The organism is Bacillus sp. FSL W8-0183 (assembly GCF_038006825.1).
GTDB lineage: Bacteria > Bacillota > Bacilli > Bacillales > Bacillaceae > Bacillus > Bacillus altitudinis.
The window spans coordinates 1,553,024-1,572,685 of record NZ_JBBOVY010000001.1; the positions used below are offsets into that span (position 1 = coordinate 1,553,024).

The 19,662-nt window shown below is 41.5% G+C and carries 20 protein-coding genes; 18 read left to right on the top strand and 2 right to left on the bottom strand.

The window, feature by feature from the left end; all coding sequences use genetic code 11:
- Positions 1–27 precede the first annotated feature (27 nt).
- From ftsW to NSQ64_RS08200, 3 genes are all read left to right on the top strand, one after another.
- Positions 28–1,239: a putative lipid II flippase FtsW gene (ftsW, locus tag NSQ64_RS08190; protein WP_008345051.1), complete on the top strand. Its 1,212-nt coding sequence runs from the start codon at positions 28–30 to the stop codon at positions 1,237–1,239.
- Between the two features lie 79 nt (positions 1,240–1,318).
- Entirely contained in the window at positions 1,319–4,765 is a 3,447-nt protein-coding gene (gene pyc, locus NSQ64_RS08195; RefSeq protein WP_341015940.1) for a pyruvate carboxylase, read from the top strand.
- A 299-nt stretch (positions 4,766–5,064) separates the two neighbouring features.
- A complete protein-coding gene (locus NSQ64_RS08200) occupies positions 5,065–6,498 on the top strand; it encodes a cryptochrome/photolyase family protein (RefSeq protein WP_268373305.1) in 1,434 nt (477 codons plus the stop codon).
- Positions 6,499–6,537: 39 nt separating this feature from the next.
- Here the strand turns inward: NSQ64_RS08200 and NSQ64_RS08205 are convergent, their stop codons facing one another.
- Positions 6,538–7,461 carry a COX15/CtaA family protein gene (locus NSQ64_RS08205; RefSeq protein ID WP_024720295.1) on the bottom strand — a complete coding sequence of 308 codons (924 nt, stop codon included), beginning with the start codon at positions 7,459–7,461 and terminating at the stop codon, positions 6,538–6,540.
- A gap of 388 nt (positions 7,462–7,849) precedes the next feature.
- Between NSQ64_RS08205 and cyoE the strand changes: the two genes are divergently transcribed.
- The 6 genes from cyoE (at position 7,850) to ctaG (ending at position 14,034) form a co-directional block, all read left to right on the top strand.
- Complete coding sequence (gene cyoE / locus NSQ64_RS08210; RefSeq protein WP_024720296.1) at positions 7,850–8,767, top strand: heme o synthase; 918 nt, start codon at positions 7,850–7,852, stop codon at positions 8,765–8,767.
- 278 nt (positions 8,768–9,045) lie between these two features.
- Positions 9,046–10,113 carry a cytochrome c oxidase subunit II gene (coxB, locus tag NSQ64_RS08215; protein ID WP_039168612.1) on the top strand — a complete coding sequence of 356 codons (1,068 nt, stop codon included), beginning with the start codon at positions 9,046–9,048 and terminating at the stop codon, positions 10,111–10,113.
- A gap of 188 nt (positions 10,114–10,301) precedes the next feature.
- Positions 10,302–12,173 (top strand): cytochrome c oxidase subunit I, encoded by a 1,872-nt coding sequence (gene ctaD, locus NSQ64_RS08220; protein ID WP_007499823.1) that lies wholly within the window; start codon positions 10,302–10,304, stop codon positions 12,171–12,173.
- On the top strand, positions 12,173–12,793 hold the full coding sequence (gene ctaE, locus NSQ64_RS08225) for a cytochrome c oxidase subunit III (protein ID WP_007499822.1): 621 nt from the start codon (positions 12,173–12,175) through the stop codon (positions 12,791–12,793). Before ctaD ends, ctaE begins: the two co-directional genes overlap by 1 nt.
- Positions 12,794–12,795: 2 nt before the next feature.
- On the top strand, positions 12,796–13,125 hold the full coding sequence (ctaF, locus tag NSQ64_RS08230) for a cytochrome c oxidase subunit IVB (protein WP_003211520.1): 330 nt from the start codon (positions 12,796–12,798) through the stop codon (positions 13,123–13,125).
- 30 nt (positions 13,126–13,155) lie between these two features.
- Positions 13,156–14,034 (top strand): cytochrome c oxidase assembly factor CtaG, encoded by an 879-nt coding sequence (ctaG, locus tag NSQ64_RS08235; protein WP_326111703.1) that lies wholly within the window; start codon positions 13,156–13,158, stop codon positions 14,032–14,034.
- 31 nt (positions 14,035–14,065) lie between these two features.
- Here the strand turns inward: ctaG and NSQ64_RS08240 are convergent, their stop codons facing one another.
- Positions 14,066–14,431 carry a YugN family protein gene (locus NSQ64_RS08240; RefSeq protein ID WP_008345035.1) on the bottom strand — a complete coding sequence of 122 codons (366 nt, stop codon included), beginning with the start codon at positions 14,429–14,431 and terminating at the stop codon, positions 14,066–14,068.
- Between the two features lie 161 nt (positions 14,432–14,592).
- Here NSQ64_RS08240 and NSQ64_RS08245 point away from each other — a divergent pair, with 161 nt between their 5' ends.
- From NSQ64_RS08245 to coaD, 9 genes are all read left to right on the top strand, one after another.
- On the top strand, positions 14,593–15,015 hold the full coding sequence (locus tag NSQ64_RS08245; RefSeq protein ID WP_034646433.1) for a CBS domain-containing protein: 423 nt from the start codon (positions 14,593–14,595) through the stop codon (positions 15,013–15,015).
- Positions 15,016–15,137: 122 nt separating this feature from the next.
- A complete protein-coding gene (locus NSQ64_RS08250; RefSeq protein WP_058337381.1) occupies positions 15,138–16,181 on the top strand; it encodes a CAP domain-containing protein in 1,044 nt (347 codons plus the stop codon).
- Positions 16,182–16,290: 109 nt separating this feature from the next.
- Complete coding sequence (locus NSQ64_RS08255; RefSeq protein WP_341015949.1) at positions 16,291–16,704, top strand: YlbD family protein; 414 nt, start codon at positions 16,291–16,293, stop codon at positions 16,702–16,704.
- Positions 16,705–16,723: 19 nt separating this feature from the next.
- Positions 16,724–16,972: a YlbE-like family protein gene (locus tag NSQ64_RS08260; protein WP_017359376.1), complete on the top strand. Its 249-nt coding sequence runs from the start codon at positions 16,724–16,726 to the stop codon at positions 16,970–16,972.
- A gap of 73 nt (positions 16,973–17,045) precedes the next feature.
- Positions 17,046–17,453: a hypothetical protein gene (locus NSQ64_RS08265; RefSeq protein ID WP_007499810.1), complete on the top strand. Its 408-nt coding sequence runs from the start codon at positions 17,046–17,048 to the stop codon at positions 17,451–17,453.
- Positions 17,454–17,510: 57 nt separating this feature from the next.
- Complete coding sequence (locus tag NSQ64_RS08270) at positions 17,511–17,960, top strand: YlbF family regulator (RefSeq protein ID WP_017359375.1); 450 nt, start codon at positions 17,511–17,513, stop codon at positions 17,958–17,960.
- 65 nt (positions 17,961–18,025) lie between these two features.
- The gene (locus NSQ64_RS08275; RefSeq protein WP_008345023.1) at positions 18,026–18,298 is read left to right on the top strand and encodes a YlbG family protein; all 273 of its coding nucleotides are present in this window, start codon (positions 18,026–18,028) and stop codon (positions 18,296–18,298) included.
- A 312-nt stretch (positions 18,299–18,610) separates the two neighbouring features.
- A complete protein-coding gene (gene rsmD, locus NSQ64_RS08280) occupies positions 18,611–19,168 on the top strand; it encodes a 16S rRNA (guanine(966)-N(2))-methyltransferase RsmD (protein WP_058337380.1) in 558 nt (185 codons plus the stop codon).
- A 3-nt stretch (positions 19,169–19,171) separates the two neighbouring features.
- Positions 19,172–19,654, top strand: coding sequence for a pantetheine-phosphate adenylyltransferase (coaD, locus tag NSQ64_RS08285; protein WP_341015953.1), 483 nt, complete (start codon positions 19,172–19,174; stop codon positions 19,652–19,654).
- The last annotated feature ends 8 nt before the right edge of the window (positions 19,655–19,662 follow it).

Sequence of the window (19,662 nt, forward strand, 5' to 3'; positions counted from 1 at the left end):
AGAAATAGACGTTAGGAAGAGGATTATATGTTAAAGAGAATGCTAAAATCGTATGACTACTCATTATTGTTCGCTATTATATTAATTAGCGCATTCGGCTTGGTGATGGTGTATAGCTCAAGTATGATTACATCTGTGATCAGATATGATGCTGCGCCAGATAATTTTTTCAAGAAACAGCTTTTATTTATGATTGTTGGGGCGGTCATCTTGATTTTTACAGCCCTCATTCCGTATCAGCTGCTCTTAAATAAAAGATTCCAAATTGTGATGCTTTTGCTATCTGTGTTTTCTCTCATTTATGTGTACTTTGGCGGTCACATTGCAGGGAATGCTAGAAGTTGGATCAAATTTGGACCTTTTAGTCTTCAGCCAGCGGAATTCGTGAAGATCGTTGTCATCATTTATCTTGCTGCTGTCTATGCAAAGAAGCAGCATTATATTGACCATATTTTAAGAGGGGTTACACCTCCAATTGTGGTTGTCTCCATCCTATGCGGATTTATTATTTTGCAGCCAGACTATGGGACAGCTTTTATCATTGGTATGATTGCCCTTGCGATGATTTTATGCTCAGGGTTTAGCGGTAAAACGCTGGCCAAGCTGCTCGCTTTATTTAGTGCGGTGATGGTTGTTGTGACACCGTTTATTATTCTTTTTTGGGATAAAATTTTCACGCAGAATCGTCTTGGACGTTTTGAGAGTTTCCAAGATCCATTTAAAGACGCAGGCGCTTCTGGGCATCAATTGATTAATTCATATTATGCGATTGGGTCAGGCGGCTTTTTTGGGCTTGGTCTTGGAGAGAGTGTACAAAAGTATGGATACCTTCCAGAACCACATACAGATTTTATCATGGCAATTATCTCGGAAGAGCTTGGTTTTTTCGGTGTATTTTTTGTCCTTGCTCTCCTTGGCTTTATTGTTGTGAAAGGTTTTTACATTGCGAGAAAGTGTGAAGATCCGTTTGGAAGTTTGCTTGCAATAGGAATTTCTTCAATGATTGCCATCCAAACGTGTATTAATTTGGGCGGTGTTTCAGGCCTCATTCCGATCACTGGGGTCACACTTCCGTTTATCAGCTACGGGGGATCCTCTATCATTTTACTGAGTGGATGTATGGGAATATTGCTGAATATCAGCATGTTTACTGAATATAAAGAGCGTTATAAAAAGAAAAAATCAATCAGCAAACCATCGATTCAAAAAAATGGATTGCAGAAAACTTTGAATCTTTAGAAAACAAAAGTGTACAGTTTTCATTTCTTCCTTTATTATAGAGTACATATAAAATTTTAAGGGATATGGAGGAGTGAGAATGTCACAGAGAACAATTCAAAAGGTTCTAGTTGCAAACAGAGGGGAAATCGCTATCAGAGTCTTTAGGGCCTGTACGGAGCTCAACTTACGTACAGTGGCCATTTACTCCAAAGAAGACTCGGGCTCTTATCATCGCTATAAAGCCGATGAAGCATATCTAGTTGGAGAAGGGAAAAAGCCGATTGATGCCTACCTTGATATCGAGGGGATCATCGAAATTGCAAAACGAAATGACGTGGATGCGATTCATCCAGGATACGGATTTTTATCTGAAAACATTCATTTTGCAAGACGATGCGAAGAGGAAGGCATCCAATTCATCGGCCCAACTTCTCAACATTTAGATATGTTTGGAGATAAAGTAAAAGCGAGAGATGAAGCGAAAAAAGCTGGAATTCCAGTCATTCCAGGAAGTGACGGGCCAGTTGATTCGGTCAAAGAAGTCGAAAAATTCGGTGAAGAATACGGTTACCCGTTTATTATTAAAGCTTCACTTGGAGGCGGCGGCCGAGGTATGCGGATTGTCAGATCAAAAGAGGAGCTGAACGAAGCCTATGACCGTGCAAAGTCAGAGGCGAAAGCGGCTTTTGGAAATGACGAAGTATATGTTGAAAAGCTGATTGAAAATCCGAAACATATTGAAGTGCAGGTGATTGGAGACAATCACGGCAATATCATTCATTTATACGAGCGTGACTGCTCTGTTCAAAGGCGTCATCAAAAAGTCATTGAGGTTGCACCAAGTGTGTCTCTTTCTAATCAATTACGTGAAGACATCTGTGAAGCGGCTGTTCAGCTGGCCCAGAATGTATCGTATATCAATGCAGGGACTGTAGAATTCCTAGTGGCAAATGGCGAGTTTTATTTTATTGAAGTCAATCCTAGGGTCCAGGTGGAACACACGATCACAGAAATGATCACAGGTGTCGATATCGTCCAAACCCAAATTCTTGTCGCAAAAGGACATGACCTTCACAGCAAAGAAGTAGGGATACCAAAACAAGAAGATATCTTTACACATGGATTTGCCATTCAATCAAGGGTCACAACAGAAGATCCTTTGAATGATTTTATGCCAGATACAGGAAAAATCATGGCTTACCGTTCAGGCGGTGGTTTTGGTGTACGTCTTGATACAGGGAACAGCTTCCAAGGTGCGGTGATTACACCTTATTACGATTCACTGTTGGTCAAGCTGTCAACTTGGGCACTTACATTTGATCAAGCTGCGGCTAAAATGGTCCGAAATTTACAAGAATTCAGGATTCGCGGTATTAAAACAAATATTCCGTTTCTTGAAAACGTTGCAAAGCACGAGAAGTTTCTAAGAGGGGAATATGATACATCGTTTATTGATTCAACACCTGAGCTATTTAACTTCCCTAAGCAAAAAGACCGCGGAACGAAAATGCTTACTTATATTGGTAACGTTACCATTAATGGGTTCCCTGGTATTTCGGAAAATAAGAAGCCTCATTTTGATCAACCAAATGTGCCGAAACTTGCTGTCCATGAAACGATACCTTCTGGAACAAAACAATTGTTAGACAAGCATGGACCTGAGGGGCTCGCCAATTGGGTGAAAGAGCAAAGCGGTGTACTCTTAACGGATACAACCTTTAGAGACGCACATCAATCCCTGCTTGCAACACGCTTTAGAACACACGACTTAAAGAAAGTTGCTCAGCCAACAGCAGGTTTATGGCCAGAGTTATTCAGTATGGAAATGTGGGGCGGCGCTACATTTGATGTGGCATATCGTTTCTTGAAAGAAGATCCTTGGGAAAGATTGAAAGAGCTTCGTCAAGAAGTGCCAAACACTTTGTTCCAAATGCTATTAAGATCATCAAACGCTGTTGGATATACAAACTATGCGGATAATGTGATTAAAGCATTTGTAAAGGAATCGGCAGAGGCAGGCATTGACGTCTTCCGTATTTTCGACAGTTTAAACTGGGTCAAAGGCATGACGCTTGCCATTGATTCTGTTCGTGAATCCGGCAAAGTGGCAGAGGCAGCGATTTGTTATACAGGTGATATTCTTGATCCATCACGTCCGAAATATGATTTGAAATATTATGTCTCTCTTGCGAAGGAGCTTGAATCCGCAGGCGCTCATATTTTAGGCATTAAAGATATGGCGGGATTATTAAAACCGCAAGCGGCTTATGAGCTTGTATCGGCTCTAAAAGACGAGCTCACGATTCCAATTTATCTTCATACACACGATACGAGTGGAAATGGACTCTTCACCTATGCAAGAGCGATTGATGCAGGTGTTGATATTGTTGATGTTGCTGTCAGCTCTATGGCAGGGCTCACATCACAACCAAGTGCGAGCTCATTATATTATGCTTTAGACGGACATGAAAGAAAGCCGGAAATGAATGTTCAAGCGGTTGAACGTCTTTCTCAATATTGGGATTCCGTCAGAAAATATTACCATGAGTTTGAAAGCGGAATGAATTCACCGCATACAGAAATTTATGAGCATGAAATGCCTGGCGGTCAGTATAGTAACCTGCAGCAGCAGGCGAAAGGTGTCGGCCTTGGCGAACGCTGGAATGAAGTAAAAGAAATGTACAGACGTGTAAATGACATGTTTGGTGATATCGTGAAGGTAACACCGTCTTCTAAAGTGGTCGGAGATATGGCACTTTATATGGTGCAAAACGATCTGACAGAAGAGGATGTTTATGAAAAAGGAGCAACACTGGATTTCCCAGATTCGGTTGTTGAATTGTTTAAAGGTTATTTAGGGCAGCCTCATGGCGGATTCCCAGAAAAGCTGCAAAAGCTGATTTTAAAAGGGGAGGAGCCGCTTACTGTCAGACCAGGTGAGAAACTGAAGCCTGTGGACTTTGAAGAGATCAAAAAGCAGTTCAAAGAATCACATGATCTGACGTTGACAGAACAAGATGCCATTGCATATGCTTTATACCCGAAAGTCTTTTCTGAATTTGTTCAAACAGCAGAAAGCTATGGAGATATCTCTGTTCTTGACACACCTACCTTCTTCTACGGCATGAGACTTGGTGAAGAAATTGAGGTGGAAATTGAAAAAGGGAAAACCCTCATTGTCAAACTCGTGTCCATTGGAGAACCGAATCCGGACGCTACAAGAGTGCTTTACTTTGAACTGAATGGACAGCCGCGTGAAGTGGTCATTAAGGATGAAAGCATCAAATCCTCCGTTCAAGAAAAAATGAAGGCAGATCGCTCAAATCCAAATCACATTGCGGCATCGATGCCAGGCACTGTGATCAAAGTGCTTGTTGAAAAAGGACAGAAAATTTCTCAAGGTGAGCACTTGATGATCAATGAAGCGATGAAAATGGAAACGACGGTACAAGCACCGTTCTCAGCAGTCGTGGATGAAATTCATGTCACGAATGGAGAAGGGATTCAAACTGGAGATCTGTTGATTGTCTTAAAGCCTGAATAATGAGTGAGACACATCCACTGCGATGTGTCTCAGCGTATAGACAAACCCTTGCATTCTTTGTCAGTCCTGCGTGCTGGTGCTCACGAATGTCACATTCGCTCCGCTCCAGTACTCGTTCTTCCTAGACTTCAAGGGCTTTCTATCACGCTGAAAAGAAGACAAAGGGCTAAAATAAAGAGCATTTTAGCCCTTTGTCAACAATCCAAGACACATCCACTGCGATGTGTCTTTTTTTGAGCGCATTAAAATGTGCAGCCGCCCGCTAGAGTGATTACACTATAGAATGAGGTGAAGAAAGAGTGGAAATTGTCGTGATTTGGTTTCGCCGAGATATGCGATTGGATGATCATATCGCCTTATCAAAAGCGATTACATATGCAAAAAAACATCAGTACCGATTATTTGCTTTTTATCATCTAGATCCATTTTTTACAGAAATGGAACTGGATTTGAACAACGAACATTTCTTTCAAAACTTGGCCAATTTCGTCAAGGAAGCAAGAGAATCTCACATGTATGTTCATCTCATTCATGATGATATTTTGTCCGCTTTTCAAAAGCTCCTGGATGCTTATGACATCAATGCGGTCTTTTTTAATGAGGACGAAGTAGGAAATGGTCAAACACGTGATGAGCAAGTGACCCGTTTCTTAGAAGAAAAGGGCATTCATGTGTCAAAGTGGCAAGATACGCATCTGCATGGGGCGAGAGATATTTTAAAAGCGGATGGTTCTCATTATCAAGTGTTTACTCCATACTACCAAGCGTGGCGGAAGCAGGAGAAGCAGTCTGTGATAAAAGTTGACAAATCATTTCTGAGCAGTGAGCATACGATTTGTGATGAGTCACTTTCTGAAAAGGGAGATGCGAAACTAAGGGACATCATCAAGAAATGTACAAGGAAATTCGATCAGATTGGATCAGACAAAGCGATGAGCACGCTAAGCGGCTTTATTCAAGAAAGATTGACACGTTATCACGAGAAACGAGATATTCCGTCTGTTTTTGGGACGAGCAAGCTGTCTCGGTTTTTAAAAACTGGGACCATTTCTATTCGCACAATCTTTCATGCGGTCAATGAGGAAGAACTTTTTGAAGATGAGGGCAAGGAAACATTTATGAAAGAGCTAGCGTGGCGCGATTTTTATCATATGATCTTTGCGCATTATCCAGAGATGAAAGAAAAAGAAATCAACTCCTCCTTTCAACATATAAAATGGAATGATGATGAGACACTTTTTGAAGCTTGGTGTAAAGGACAAACAGGCTTCCCGCTCGTTGACGCTGGGATGAGACAGTTAAATGAAGAAGGCTGGATGCATAACCGTTTGAGAATGGTGACGGCTTCATTCCTGACAAAAGATTATCTCATCGATTGGAGAATGGGCGAAGCGTATTTTGCGAGAAAACTTGTCGACTATGACGAGGCTTCGAATATTGGAGGATTTCAGTGGGCAGCCTCTGTCGGAACGGATGCTGTTCCTTACTTCCGTATTTTTAACCCAACGACCCAGTCGAAACGATTTGACCCAAGCGGAGAATATATTAGAAGGTATGTACCAGAACTAAAGCATGTGAATGAAAAATGGATTCATGAACCGAGTAAAATGCCGATAGATGAGCAAATGAAATCGGGATGTGTGCTGGGGGATACATATCCTCTGCCTACAGTCGATCATCAAGAAAGACGAAAAAAAGCCATTTCGCTATTTGAAGAAGCGAAACAAACATAAAAGAAATCCCCCTTTTCGGATGAAAGGGGGATTGTATGTTTATCTGAAAGGCTCTCTATTTTCATATTTAAACCGGGCAATGAGTAAGCAGAAGTAGCATAGTACCCCAAACAAACAAGAAATAAAGAATGAATGAGCAAGCGCATAACCGAGTGCGAGCTGAGAATAAACAGACATGACACCAGAGATCGCTTGAAGTGTAATCAGAATGGCTGAGATGATCCATCCATAATACAGCTGCTTTTGTTCTTTATAATGTTTAAGGGCATGGAACATCGCAACAAATATCCAAACGAATAAAAGAAGGGCTGCTGCTCGGTGAGACATTTGAACCCATTGATTAAAATACGCTGGAAGTGCGCCGTCTTTTGAACAAAATGGGAAGACAGAGCATGCAAGACTTGATTTTGTATGTCTCACATAGGCGCCCGTATACACCACAATATACGTATATGTGATCAACCCATAAATATGGAACTGCATTCTTTTGCCGATATGAAGCGGCTTCACAAGCTTTGTTTCAGATCTGGTGGCTTCAAACACAAGCAGTGCCAGCAGTAAAACGGAAGCAAAAGAAATCAGTGAAATACCGAAGTGCAGTGCCATGACAAGTGCGTTAGAACCAAACACAACGGCGAGTGCCCCTAACAGTGCTTGAAGCAGTAAGAATATAATGGACATGATGACCAAAAATTTGGTTTCACGGAATACTGGACTGATTTTTTTCCAGCATAAGACCGCCAGTGCCAATACAAGAATGGTGGAAACTCCTGTTGACATGCGGTGGCTCCATTCGATAATGGAAGCAGGGTTCATTTCTGGAAAGAAACGACCGTGGCAAAGGGGCCATTGTCTGCCGCAGCCAAGACCGGAGCCAGTTTTTGTCACAAGCGCACCGCCAATCAGAACGATCAGCATCACAAATGTTGTGACAACGCTCAATAACCTTAAAGCAAATTTCATCAAATGATTTCACCTTCTCTAAATAACTTCTGATCTAAATGAAAACCTCACATGCTCTCAAGTTTAAGCCAAATGCGTGTTCTGTTGCAATTCATAATGACCAAAGTTCACAAAAAAATGATATGTTAGTTCACAAAGTTTACAGATTTAGAGTGCTTGATCTTTCTTTGACAGTCTGATAGAAATAGAGAGAGAATATTTCATTTTGCACCGCCTTCTGAAACGCACATCCTAATAAATTCACGAAAAGTTCACAAATAACTTCAAGTTTGTCGTTTATTATTTAATAGGATGTTTTTTTACAGCTCTTTATCTTGTATGATAGAGTTGTAACGATTTTACGTTTTATTCGTTCGTTTGAAGGTTTGGGCAAGGGAGGTTATACACATTGGCAAATTCCAAAACAGCCGCGGAAGCAGCTATTCATGGACAAATAGAAGAAACAACCGCTTTAAAAGATTTTCTTGCTCTTATTAAAATGGGCATCGTCAATTCCAATTTCATTACAACATTTACTGGAATGTGGCTTGCTTTTTATTTTACAGGTATGAGTTTCCTTGGGAATCTTGATATTGTGCTGTTAACAATGATTGGTTCTTCTCTTATTATTGCCGGTTCATGCGCCATTAATAATGCGTTTGACCGTGATATTGATATACTAATGGAAAGAACAAAAACAAGACCGACGGTGACAGGTAAAGTTCAGCCAGGTCAAGCGTATGCATTTGGTATTCTGCTTGTTGTACTTGGACTGATTATGCTTCTGATGACAACTGTTACATCAGCAGTGATTGGATTTATCGGTGTCTTTACTTATGCAGTTCTATACACGATGTGGTCTAAACGCCATTACACCATTAATACAGTCATTGGGAGTGTATCTGGTGCGGTTCCGCCATTAATTGGCTGGACAGCTGTTACAGGCACCATCGACACAACGGCTTGGGTCCTGTTTATGATTATGTTCATCTGGCAAATTCCGCATTTCTTATCACTTGCGATTAAGAAAACGGAAGATTACCGCAAAGCAGGTATTCCAATGCTGCCTGTTGTTTACGGCTTTGAAGTCACAAAACGCCAAATCATCATTTGGACAGCATGTCTTCTTCCGCTTCCATTTTTCTTAGGTGGATTAGGATGGCCAATTGTCGCACTTGGCACATTGCTGAACATTGGATGGCTCGTCATTGGTCTTATGGGCTTTAAAATGAAAGATATCATGAAGTGGTCAACACTCATGTTCGTTTATTCATTAAACTACTTAACGATCTTTTTCGTTGCGATGATTATTATTACACTATTCTAGAGTGAAATACACTTTGATCACATCAAAACAATGGCTATATCTTATAACACAACATTTTCTTACAACTATGAAAGCCGCCTGATATTCAGTTCTATTTAGGCGGCTTTCTGTTTATACATAGATGGTATTTTGAGTAAAAACATCATTTTTTTATGAAAAGAGGAAATGTAAGTGCTTTTATAAGAGGCGGGGGTTATGGATGGGTGAAAGGTGATTTTATAAATAAGAGGTAAAAGCGAAAGGCAAAGGAGATCAAGCAAAAGGGGTTGGGACAAATTATGATAAGAAAATGGCGTGTTTATTCACTGTTTCTCTTACTGACGCTCGTTTTGGCGGGCTGCGGTGAACCATACTTATCAACACTCAAGCCAGTTGGGGAAGTAGCAGATAAACAGTTTTTCCTAACGGTACTGAGTACACTTATTATGGTTCTTGTCGTTATTGTTGTATCGATCATTTTCTTTTACGTCATCATTAAATTCAAACGTTCTAAAGTGGGAGAAGATACGATTCCTAAACAGGTAGAAGGGAACCGTAACCTCGAAATTACGTGGACAGCGATTCCGATACTTCTACTCATTATTCTCGTTGTACCTGTTGTGGCATACACGCTTGAGCTAGGGGATACAAGCGCCATGGATAAGAAAAAACGAGATCCTGAAAAGACACTTGTAGTGAATGTAAGAGCCAGCTTATATTGGTGGGAATTTGAATACCCTGATTATGGGATTGTGACAAGTCAGGAATTGATTGTTCCAACTGATCAAAAGGTTTATTTTAAGCTGAAAGCATCTGATGTGAAACACTCATTCTGGATTCCATCAGCTGGGGGTAAAATTGATACAAATACAGACAACGAGAACAAGTTTTATTTAACATTTGACTCAAAACGAACGAAAGATGCTGGAGAATATTTCTATGGGAAATGTGCAGAGCTTTGCGGTCCATCACATGCTTTAATGGACTTTAAAGTTAAAACGCTTTCTCAAGATGAGTTTTTAGGCTGGACGAAAAAGATGACAGATTATAAGAAGCCTGCATCTACGTCAGATCTAGCCCTTGAGGGTGAAAAACTCTTTAAAGAGAAAAACTGTTTAAGCTGTCATGCGGTAGAGCCTGGAGATGAACGACCAGAGGCGGCAAGGACTGCACCAAACCTTGCAACCTTCGGAGAGCGGACAAAAGTAGCTGGAATTAAAGACATGAACAAAGAAAATGTCAAAGCCTGGCTGAAAGATCCAGAGAGCTTTAAACCAGGTAATAAGATGACAGGGACGTACCCTAAACTAAATGACTCAGAAGCAGATGCACTCTACGAGTATTTAAAAGGTCTTAAAATACAGTAAATGCCTTGAGCAGCTTGAAGTTGCGCACATTCAAAAGGGTATACGATCTATGTGAAGTTTTTGTTAAGAGCTCCCGAATAAGTCTCTACATCCAAGAATAAGTCATCTGTCAGATATAGTCTGTTTTTAGAACGTGAAGATAGACATTGATATGAAAAGGGGCAAATGGGAGATAAGAGGGGGATTTCATGGTGAGTACAATAGCTAAAAAGCGGGGGTTTGGCGCTGTCTTATGGGATTACTTAACGACGGTTGACCACAAAAAAATTGCCATACTATATTTAGTGGCAGGGGGATTTTTCTTTTTAATTGGTGGCCTGGAAGCGATGATTATCCGTATTCAGCTAGCCATCCCTGAAAATGATTTTGTGAGTGCAGGGTTTTACAATGAAGTCATGACGATGCATGGAACAACGATGATTTTCCTTGCAGCAATGCCGCTTTTATTTGCATTAATGAATGCGGTTGTACCCATTCAAATTGGTGCACGTGACGTAGCGTTTCCATTTGTGAATTCACTTGGTTTTTGGCTGTTCTTTTTCGGAGGTATTTTCTTAAACCTTGGATGGTTTATGGGCGGAGCACCTGATGCAGGTTGGACTGCCTATGCGTCGCTCACGCTGAATTCAGAAGGGCACGGCATGGATTTCTATATTTTAGGGTTGCAGATAGCGGGTATTGGTACGCTAATTGCCGGAATCAACTTTCTTGCAACGATTATTAATATGAGAGCGCCAGGTATGACGTATATGAGAATGCCGCTCTTTACCTGGACGACGTTTGTGGCATCTGCACTAATTTTATTCGCATTCCCGCCGCTGACAGCAGGGCTTGCGATGCTGATGCTTGATCGAATGTTTGATACGAGCTTTTTTAATCCAGAGCTCGGAGGAAATACAATCATCTGGGAGCATTTGTTCTGGATTTTTGGACACCCAGAAGTGTATATCTTGATTTTGCCGGCATTTGGGATTTTCTCTGAGATCATTCCAGTGTTTGCAAGAAAAAGATTGTTTGGTTATTCGTCCATGGTGTTTGCGACTGTATTAATTGGTTTCCTTGGATTCATGGTGTGGGCGCATCACATGTTCACAACAGGACTTGGTCCAATTGCCAATGCGATCTTTGCCGTTGCCACAATGGCGATTGCGGTGCCAACTGGAATTAAAGTATTTAACTGGTTGCTCACCATATGGGGCGGTAATGTGAAGTTTACAACGCCGATGCTATATTCAGTTGCGTTCATTCCGTCATTCTTACTTGGCGGTGTAACCGGCGTCATGCTTGCAGCAGCAGCAGCGGATTATCAGTTCCATGACACGTACTTCGTTGTGGCGCATTTCCACTATGTCATTATCGGTGGTGTGGTCTTCGGTATTTTAGCAGGTGTGCATTATTGGTGGCCGAAGATGTTTGGGAAAATACTGAATGAGAAGCTTGGGAAAATTGGCTTTGTGCTGTTTTTCGTCGGTTTCCATTTAACGTTCTTTATCCAGCATTTTCTCGGTCTTTGGGGCATGCCGCGCCGAGTCTTTACATTCTTGCCAGGTCAGGGTCTAGACCTTGGGAACTTGGTGAGTACGATTGGGGCACTGTTCATGTTTGTAGCAGTTGTCATCATGCTGATTAATATCATCTGGACGACAGCAAAAGGGGAGCGTGTATCGGGCGATCCTTGGGGAGATGGAAGAACGCTTGAATGGGCAGTATCTTCACCTCCCCCAGAATATAACTTTAAGCAGCTGCCTCTTGTGCGGGGACTTGATCCATTATGGATTGAGAAAATGGATGGTAAAAAAGGAATGACAGCATCTGAACCGCTCGATGATATTCACATGCCGAATAATTCCATCTTGCCTATCATTATCTCATTCGGTCTATTTGTGTCAGCGTTTGGTTTTATGTATCGTCAAGAACACAGCTGGGGTCTACCGGTGATCTTCATTGGTCTTGGCATCACGTTTGCGACCATGCTCGTTCGCTCTCTTAAAGATGATCATGGATACCATATTCACAAAGAAGATTTGACGGATGACGATGACAAAGGGGTGAAAGCATAATGGAACCACAAAAAATGACAGCGGAAACCTTTCCGGCTTCTCCTGAGAAAGCCACGTTAGAAGGAAAGAATAAGTTCGTCGGGTTCTGGTTGTTTCTTGGGGGAGAAACGGTCCTGTTTGCATCTTTGTTTGCCACTTATTTGGCGCTGAAAAATTCAAATGCAGGCGGTGCAACAACAACTGAAATGTTTGACCTCACACTTGTCTTTATTGCCACAATGCTTCTGTTAACGAGCAGTTTAACGAGTGTGTATGCTATGTATCATATGAAAAACTTTGCCTTTAAAAAAATGCAGCTTTGGCTAGGTGTAACCGTTCTTTTAGGTGCTGGATTTTTAGGGGTAGAAATTTATGAGTTTTATCATTATGTGCATGCGTATGAATTTACCATTACGAGCTCTGCACTTGGCTCTTCCTTCTATACGCTTGTTGGAACACACGGGGCTCACGTCGCATTTGGACTTTGCTGGATCACCGCTCTGATGATTCGGAATATGAGACGCGGACTCGATTTATACAATGCACCAAAATATTATGTGGCAAGCCTTTATTGGCACTTCATTGATGTTGTGTGGGTCTTCATCTTTACCGTTGTATATTTAATGGGAATGGTGGGATAAGAATGGGAAATAAAAACACAAATCAGTCCAAAGTCGATCTTGTCTATCGGAAAAAGAAAAATGCCGAAGAAATGAAGCATCAGCTCATTTCTTTCGGCTTGATGATTGGTTTAACATTTGTTGCCTTTTTAACAATCGCCTCTGAAGACGTCGGAAATTGGTTCGCTGTCCCTTTTATTTTACTGCTTGCAGTGATTCAGGTCGCTTTTCAGCTTTATTATTTTATGCACATGAACCAAAAAGGGCATGAAACACCCGCGTTGTTTCTTTACTCAGGTGTGTTTGTCGCGTTTATTACCGTTTTAGCCTTTTTGACCATTATTTGGTGGTAAGCTCGCTTTGCCCTTGAAGGAGGCGCAGCAATGGAAAACTTAGAGATATTTGGATTTCGTGCATTATGGAGTCCTTACTATTTGACATGTATTGTAGCAGCAGCCGCTTTTTATCTGCTTCTCGTGACGAAGGGGAAGCACCGTGCGACGGTGAAAGAGAAAACGCTGTTTCTCACGGGGCTTGTGTTGCTTTATGCAGTGAAGGGGAGCCCGATTGATTTAATGGGGCATATTATGTTCAGTGCACATATGGCGCAAATGGCAGTGCTCTATTTGGTCATCCCGCCCCTTCTTATTACAGGTGTACCTGCGGCGATTTGGGAGCGGATCATTCAAACACGGGGTATTCAGCCGATTTTCCGCTTGTTTTCTAAGCCGTTGATTGCCTTGCTCGGATTTAACGGGTTGTTTTCGCTGTATCATATTCCGCTTGTGTTCGATTTTGTCAAAACAGATCCGTTTTATCACGCATTGATGACGGTTGTCATTTTTATCGCTGCCTTTTTCATGTGGTGGCCGCTTGTCCATAAAGTGCAAAGTCAGCCGCAGATTACAGGCATTTTAAAGCTTGGATATATTATGGCAGATGGGATTTTAATGACACCTGCCTGCGCACTCATTATGTTTAGTGAAGCGCCTATCTATGCCACTTATTCAGATGCCGGCGCATGGATACAAGCACTGCACCTATGCGTACCGAGTGATATGCTTGCTGGTCTTGCGCTTACGGGACCTGACATGTTTCATACATTGCCGCTGCTAGAAGATCAGCAGCTAGGTGCTATTTTGATGAAAATCATTCAGGAGATTGTATACGGATCGATTCTTGCTGTTGTCTTCTTTGACTGGGCGAGAAAAGAAAGAGCGAAAGATGCCGTACCAGATGCGCTCATTCCGAAATATGAATAAATGAAAAGCACAGCCGCAGGGGCTGTGCTTTTTATGCTTCAGCAGTTATCGCTTCTAGTTTTTCTTTCAATTGGTTCAGTGTTTTTTTGCTGGATTGAATAAGAGATTTAGGGAAATCTTCGCCTTCTCCATATTCAACACCATGCGGATAATAGTGTTTTCCAAGTAAAGGTGTCAGCAGCTGGATGTGTGCTTTTTTGGAGCCGACATCTCCCTCAGTGGCGTAGCCAGAGATCCGTAAGTAAAACGTCCCCTCTACCATGTTATACTTCCTGTCGTACGTCACACGCTCATAATCCCATTGATCGGCTCGTACAAATCCTTCACTTTCCATAATGAAATCCAATTTATTTAAGTCAGCTGATACCTTTTCAATCCCCGTACCTTCAAACTTCACCCAAAACCCCTCCTTATAAAAATTCCCTTTACTGACAATCATAGTATGAAAGCGTTAAACTTTCAACTGTGAAGGGTATGTTCTTTTATAAGCTGGTTACAGTAATAAAGAAAATAACGGATGGAGGAATCAACGTGAAAACGAAAAAAATCAAAGATATCATGACGAAAAAAGTAGTGACGTTGCAAAAGGACGACAATGCGTATGAAGCGGCAGTCAAAATGAAAGATGCTGACATTGGTGCCATTCCAGTAGTCGACGGAGATCAGCTTGTTGGTATTGTCACAGACCGCGACCTTGTACTTAGAGGTATTGCTGAGAAAAAGCCGAACTCACAAGAGGTTGGTGCCATCATGACGAAGGAAGTTTTGACAGCTGAAGAAGATGCAACCCTAGAAGAAATTGTCCGGTTGATGTCAGAACATCAGCTCCGCCGTATCCCGGTTGTCAAAAACGGGGCACTCACAGGAATCGTAGCCCTTGGGGATTTATCAGTTGAAGATTTATCAAACGATCGTGCAGGTGATGCTCTGACGGAAATCTCTCAACAAGACCAGGATCATGGCCAAGGATTTCTTCATTAGGAGGGGCATATTTTAAATTCGTGTTAAATAGGCTGTATTGTCGTTGATAAATGGAGCAAGTTTTGTTTAAATGACAGTAGAAGGTACTTTTTGTACCTTGCCAATTTAACGGAGGTGTTTATTTGAAAACTGTGCTGAAAACACTCTTCATCCTCCTGATTATATCTGGAACGTACGTTCTGTTTATTCAATATGGATCTTCACCAGAAAAAGAAAACAGCAATGAGCCGAAGGTGTCTAATGAAGAAACATCTAGCGATAAGCCGATCAACATTCCGAAAAAAGGTCTCATGTCCTTTATGGGGAAGTCTTCAAACGAAGTGCTTAAACAGCTAGGGGAACCAGATCGCATTGATCCTTCCGCATATGATTATGACTGGTGGATATACAATCAATCGAAGAAACACTATATTCAAGTAGGGGTAAAGGACAGTAAAGTGGTGACCTTGTTTGCGACAGGGGATGGGCTGAATGTTGAGCCGTTTAAAATCGGTCAAGCCACAAGTGAAGTGTTTAAAAAAACACAAATCGCTCCTTACATTCATGTAGAGGACGAGGGAAATTCATATCGCTTTGAATTCTCAGAAGATGATATGAATACCAGGCCGACGGTGAAAGTGGGAGATGATGTGTATGTCCAGCTCTACATGGATAAGTTTGAAAGCACTCTTTCGAGCATTCGAGCCTTTAATGCAGATACATTTGTCAAACAAAAGCCGTATGAAGTCGTTTATCGAGGTCAATTAATTGAACCTGAGGCGATATCAGGCGAAAAGTGGAAGGATATTGAAGCGTCGAGTCAAAAACAAATTTTTGATATGACCAATATTATCCGCCATAAGTACAAACTGCCGACCTTAAAGTGGGACGATGAAACCTCTGAAGTGGCATTCATGCATAGTGAGGACATGAAGGATAATCATTATTTCTCCCATGAATCTAAAAAATACGGCACGCTGAAAGACCGGTTAGAAAGAGGCGAGGTCGCATTTCAGCTTGCGGGGGAAAACATTGCGTATAATTATGTTGATGGCCCTGCAGCTGTAGAAGGTTGGCTGAATAGCGAAGGTCACCGGAAGGCATTGTTAAATCAAGATTACACGCACCTTGGCGTTGGTGTGAAAGAAAAGTATTATACACAAAACTTCATTAAGAAAACGTCTTAATCCTCTAAACAGCTGCGCACAGATGGCGGCTGTTTTTTTATGAAAAGGGCTCACCAAAATAGACCCAGATGTATATAGTATAGTAGGCATTTGTATGGGGGGTGAGGATATGACAAATAAGCAAAAGCAAACATCCATTGATGAATTTAAACAGTTCGTCAGACGCCATCCGAAATTAATTCAAGAAGTGCAGACGCAAGAAAAAAGCTGGCAAAGTTTATACGAGAATTGGGTCATGTTTGGTGAGGAAGATGACATGTGGTCTCCTTACCGGCAAACACAAACGGAAGAAGCAAAAGAAGAAAAAGCCGTTAAGCAAAGTGAACCGGGAAAAGCAGATTTTATGTCTAAAATGGTTTCTGCAGTGAAAAAAATGGACGCTGATCAAATGAATGAACAAATTAATAAAATGAGCCAGTCTATTTCCTCTTTACAAAGCTTACTCGGTCAATTTTCATCAAATGGCTCAAAGAAGGGTTCATCTGGAGGCAGCCAGCACCCATTCTCCTTCAGGAAAGATTAATTGAAAGGGGATGCTTTTGGTGCGGAGAGAAGTACAAGAGTTTGTCATGGCCGAAGAGGATCGAATCAAATTCATCAGGCAGCGCCCACTCTGGTATAGACAGTTAACGCGGCATCCTGAAAATGTCACTTCGTTTGAATTAGATAAAATGAACTTTTACGAAAAAACCATTCCTCATCGTGTGAGCCAGTTGAGCAATAGTGTCCAAATGGCTGAAATGATGATCCAGATGTTCCAAGCAATGCGCAATCAAAATGGAGCCGGGTGAGGCTTTTTTTGAGTTGATTAAGATGTCTATTTCATGAGCATCCTATGAAAGTAGACGAAAGGAGAATCAGAACATGAAATGGATGCTGTCAATATGCGCATTGCTTTTTCTTCTCACCGGATGTCAAAGTCAACATGATCAAGAGCAAGTAACTAGGCAAGAACCAGCAGTACCAGTCATGCAGCAGACGCAAAGTGAAATGAAGCAGCAAGGCTTTTTAAAATACAAAGTGCAAGGATCTGTTGTGTATATAGAAAGTACACTTCAAGATTTTCACCTTGAACCTTCACCACTGAAAAAGGATAAGAAGGCGGGGTATTTTACTGTGTATGTAGACGGGAAACGGGCAGGCAATGAGTATACTGCGGCGTTTGTGGTCAAGCACCTTTCAAAAGGAAAGCATAAAATGACCGTTGTGCTAAATTCTCGTCACCCTGAATATAAGCAGAAAAGAGAGACGTGGGATGTATTTGTCACGTAAAAGCATTTTCTGATCCATAGGTTTCGTGGTAAACTATGAATTGGAGGTGCAACATTTATGTATGCGACAATCGAATTCGTGGAGCTCCAAGAGGAAGCAAATCAATTGGCTGCCATGATTCTTCAGTCGGAGGAGGCTGAACATTACCGCAACTGCTTTAAGCGTCTCCAGCAAGACGAAGAAGCCCAACAAATTATTGCCCATTTTACAAAAGTAAAAGAGCAATATGAAGATGTGCAGCGGTTCGGCAAATACCATCCGGACTATAGAACGATCTCAAAAGAAATGCGTGAGGTCAAAAGAAAGCTAGATCTTCACGATACAGTGGTTGATTTCAAAAAAGCAGAAACAGCGATTCAATCCATCTTAGATGAGATTAGTATTGAAATCGGTCAAGCTGTATCAGCATATATTAAAGTTCCAACAGGGAACCCATATTTTGATGGTCTATCATCATGCGGCGGTGGCTGTGGATCAGGAGGCAGCTGTGGCTGTAAAGTATCTTGACGAGACTTGAACGTCTCGTCTTTTACATAATGAACGGAAAGAATTGAAAAGCGGCAGGTGAAAAGATGGATACCAAACGTCAAGGGATGGTCGTTTGGCTGCATTCGTTAAAGCAGTCAAAAGCGCTAAGGAAATTTGGGAATGTTCACTATATTTCAAGGAAAATGAAATATGCAGTGATTTATTGTGATATGAATGATCTTGAGCGCCACATGGCAAAGCTCAGTTCATTGCCATTTGTAAAACGTGTTGAGCCTTCCTATAAACCTTTTATTAAATTAGAGTACGAATCGAAATTGGACAAAGCAAAAGAGTATGATTATAAGGTGGGCTTTTAAAGACACAAAAAAATCCCCGCGGCATCACCCGCGGGGTCCTTCTATTCTTAATGATTCATTAAGGAGAAGGCAAAGGGAGAGGAGAAACCGGAGGAAGAACTTATGGGGAAACGTAAGTCTTCTCCGCGGTTGGCAACAGCACCACATCAGATGCTGTTAACAGTAGTATGACCCTCTCTTTTGTGATCTATACATAGAAAATGAATGGAATTCAGTGCATTGTCCCATGTGGAGTGGATATGGTAAGATAATGTTGAATTTTTTGTCATCAAACAATATTCAATAGATGCAAGCAGAAAAAGTGGTGGAAAAATGAGAGTGATTTCTGGAACAAAAAAAGGCCGCACGCTGAAAGCCGTACCCGGCCAATCAACAAGACCAACAACAGATAAAGTAAAAGAATCCATTTTTAATATGATTGGACCGTATTTTGATGGGGGATGGGCCCTTGATTTATTTGCTGGAAGTGGTGGTTTAGGTATTGAAGCGCTTTCTAGAGGATTCGATCATTGTATATTTGTGGATCGAGATATGAAGGCGATTCAGACGATTAAAGGTAACTTGAATCAATTGTCGCTGATGGATCAAAGTGAAGTGTTTCGAAATGATGCAAACCGTGCACTCGCCGCTGTAGTGAAGCGAGAAGAATCTTTTCAAGCCATCTTCCTTGATCCGCCGTATAAAGATCAAAAGTTGAAAACACTTCTTGATACGATTGATGAGCATTCCTTATTAGCAGATGATGGCGTCATTGTGTGTGAGCATGATAAAGATGTGACACTGCCAGAGGAAGCAGGACAGCTGCATATCTCAAGGCAGGAAATGTACGGAATGACTGGCATTACGATCTATAGAAAGCGGGGAAATTAAAGCATGGGGAATATAGCCGTTTGTCCGGGTAGCTTCGATCCAGTCACATTGGGCCATTTGGATATTATCAAAAGAGGGGCGAAGATTTTTGATGAATTATATGTGTGCGTCCTCAATAATTCGTCAAAAAAGCCGTTGTTTACTGTTGAAGAGCGATGTGAACTCATTCGTCAAGCAACAAAGGAGCTACCAAATATCAAAGTGGAATCCTTTCATGGACTGCTCGTTGATTATGCGAAACAAAAAGAGGCGAAAGTCATTTTACGCGGACTTAGAGCGGTGACGGACTTTGAATACGAGATGCAAGGGACATCAATGAACAAAGTGTTGAATGATGACATTGAAACGTTCTTTATGATGACGAATAATCAATACTCCTTCTTAAGTTCAAGCATTGTTAAAGAAGTAGCGAAATATCATGGATCAGTCAAAGAGCTTGTACCGCAAGAGGTCGAAGCTGCGCTGAAAGAAAAATTTAATGGATGAGTGCATTG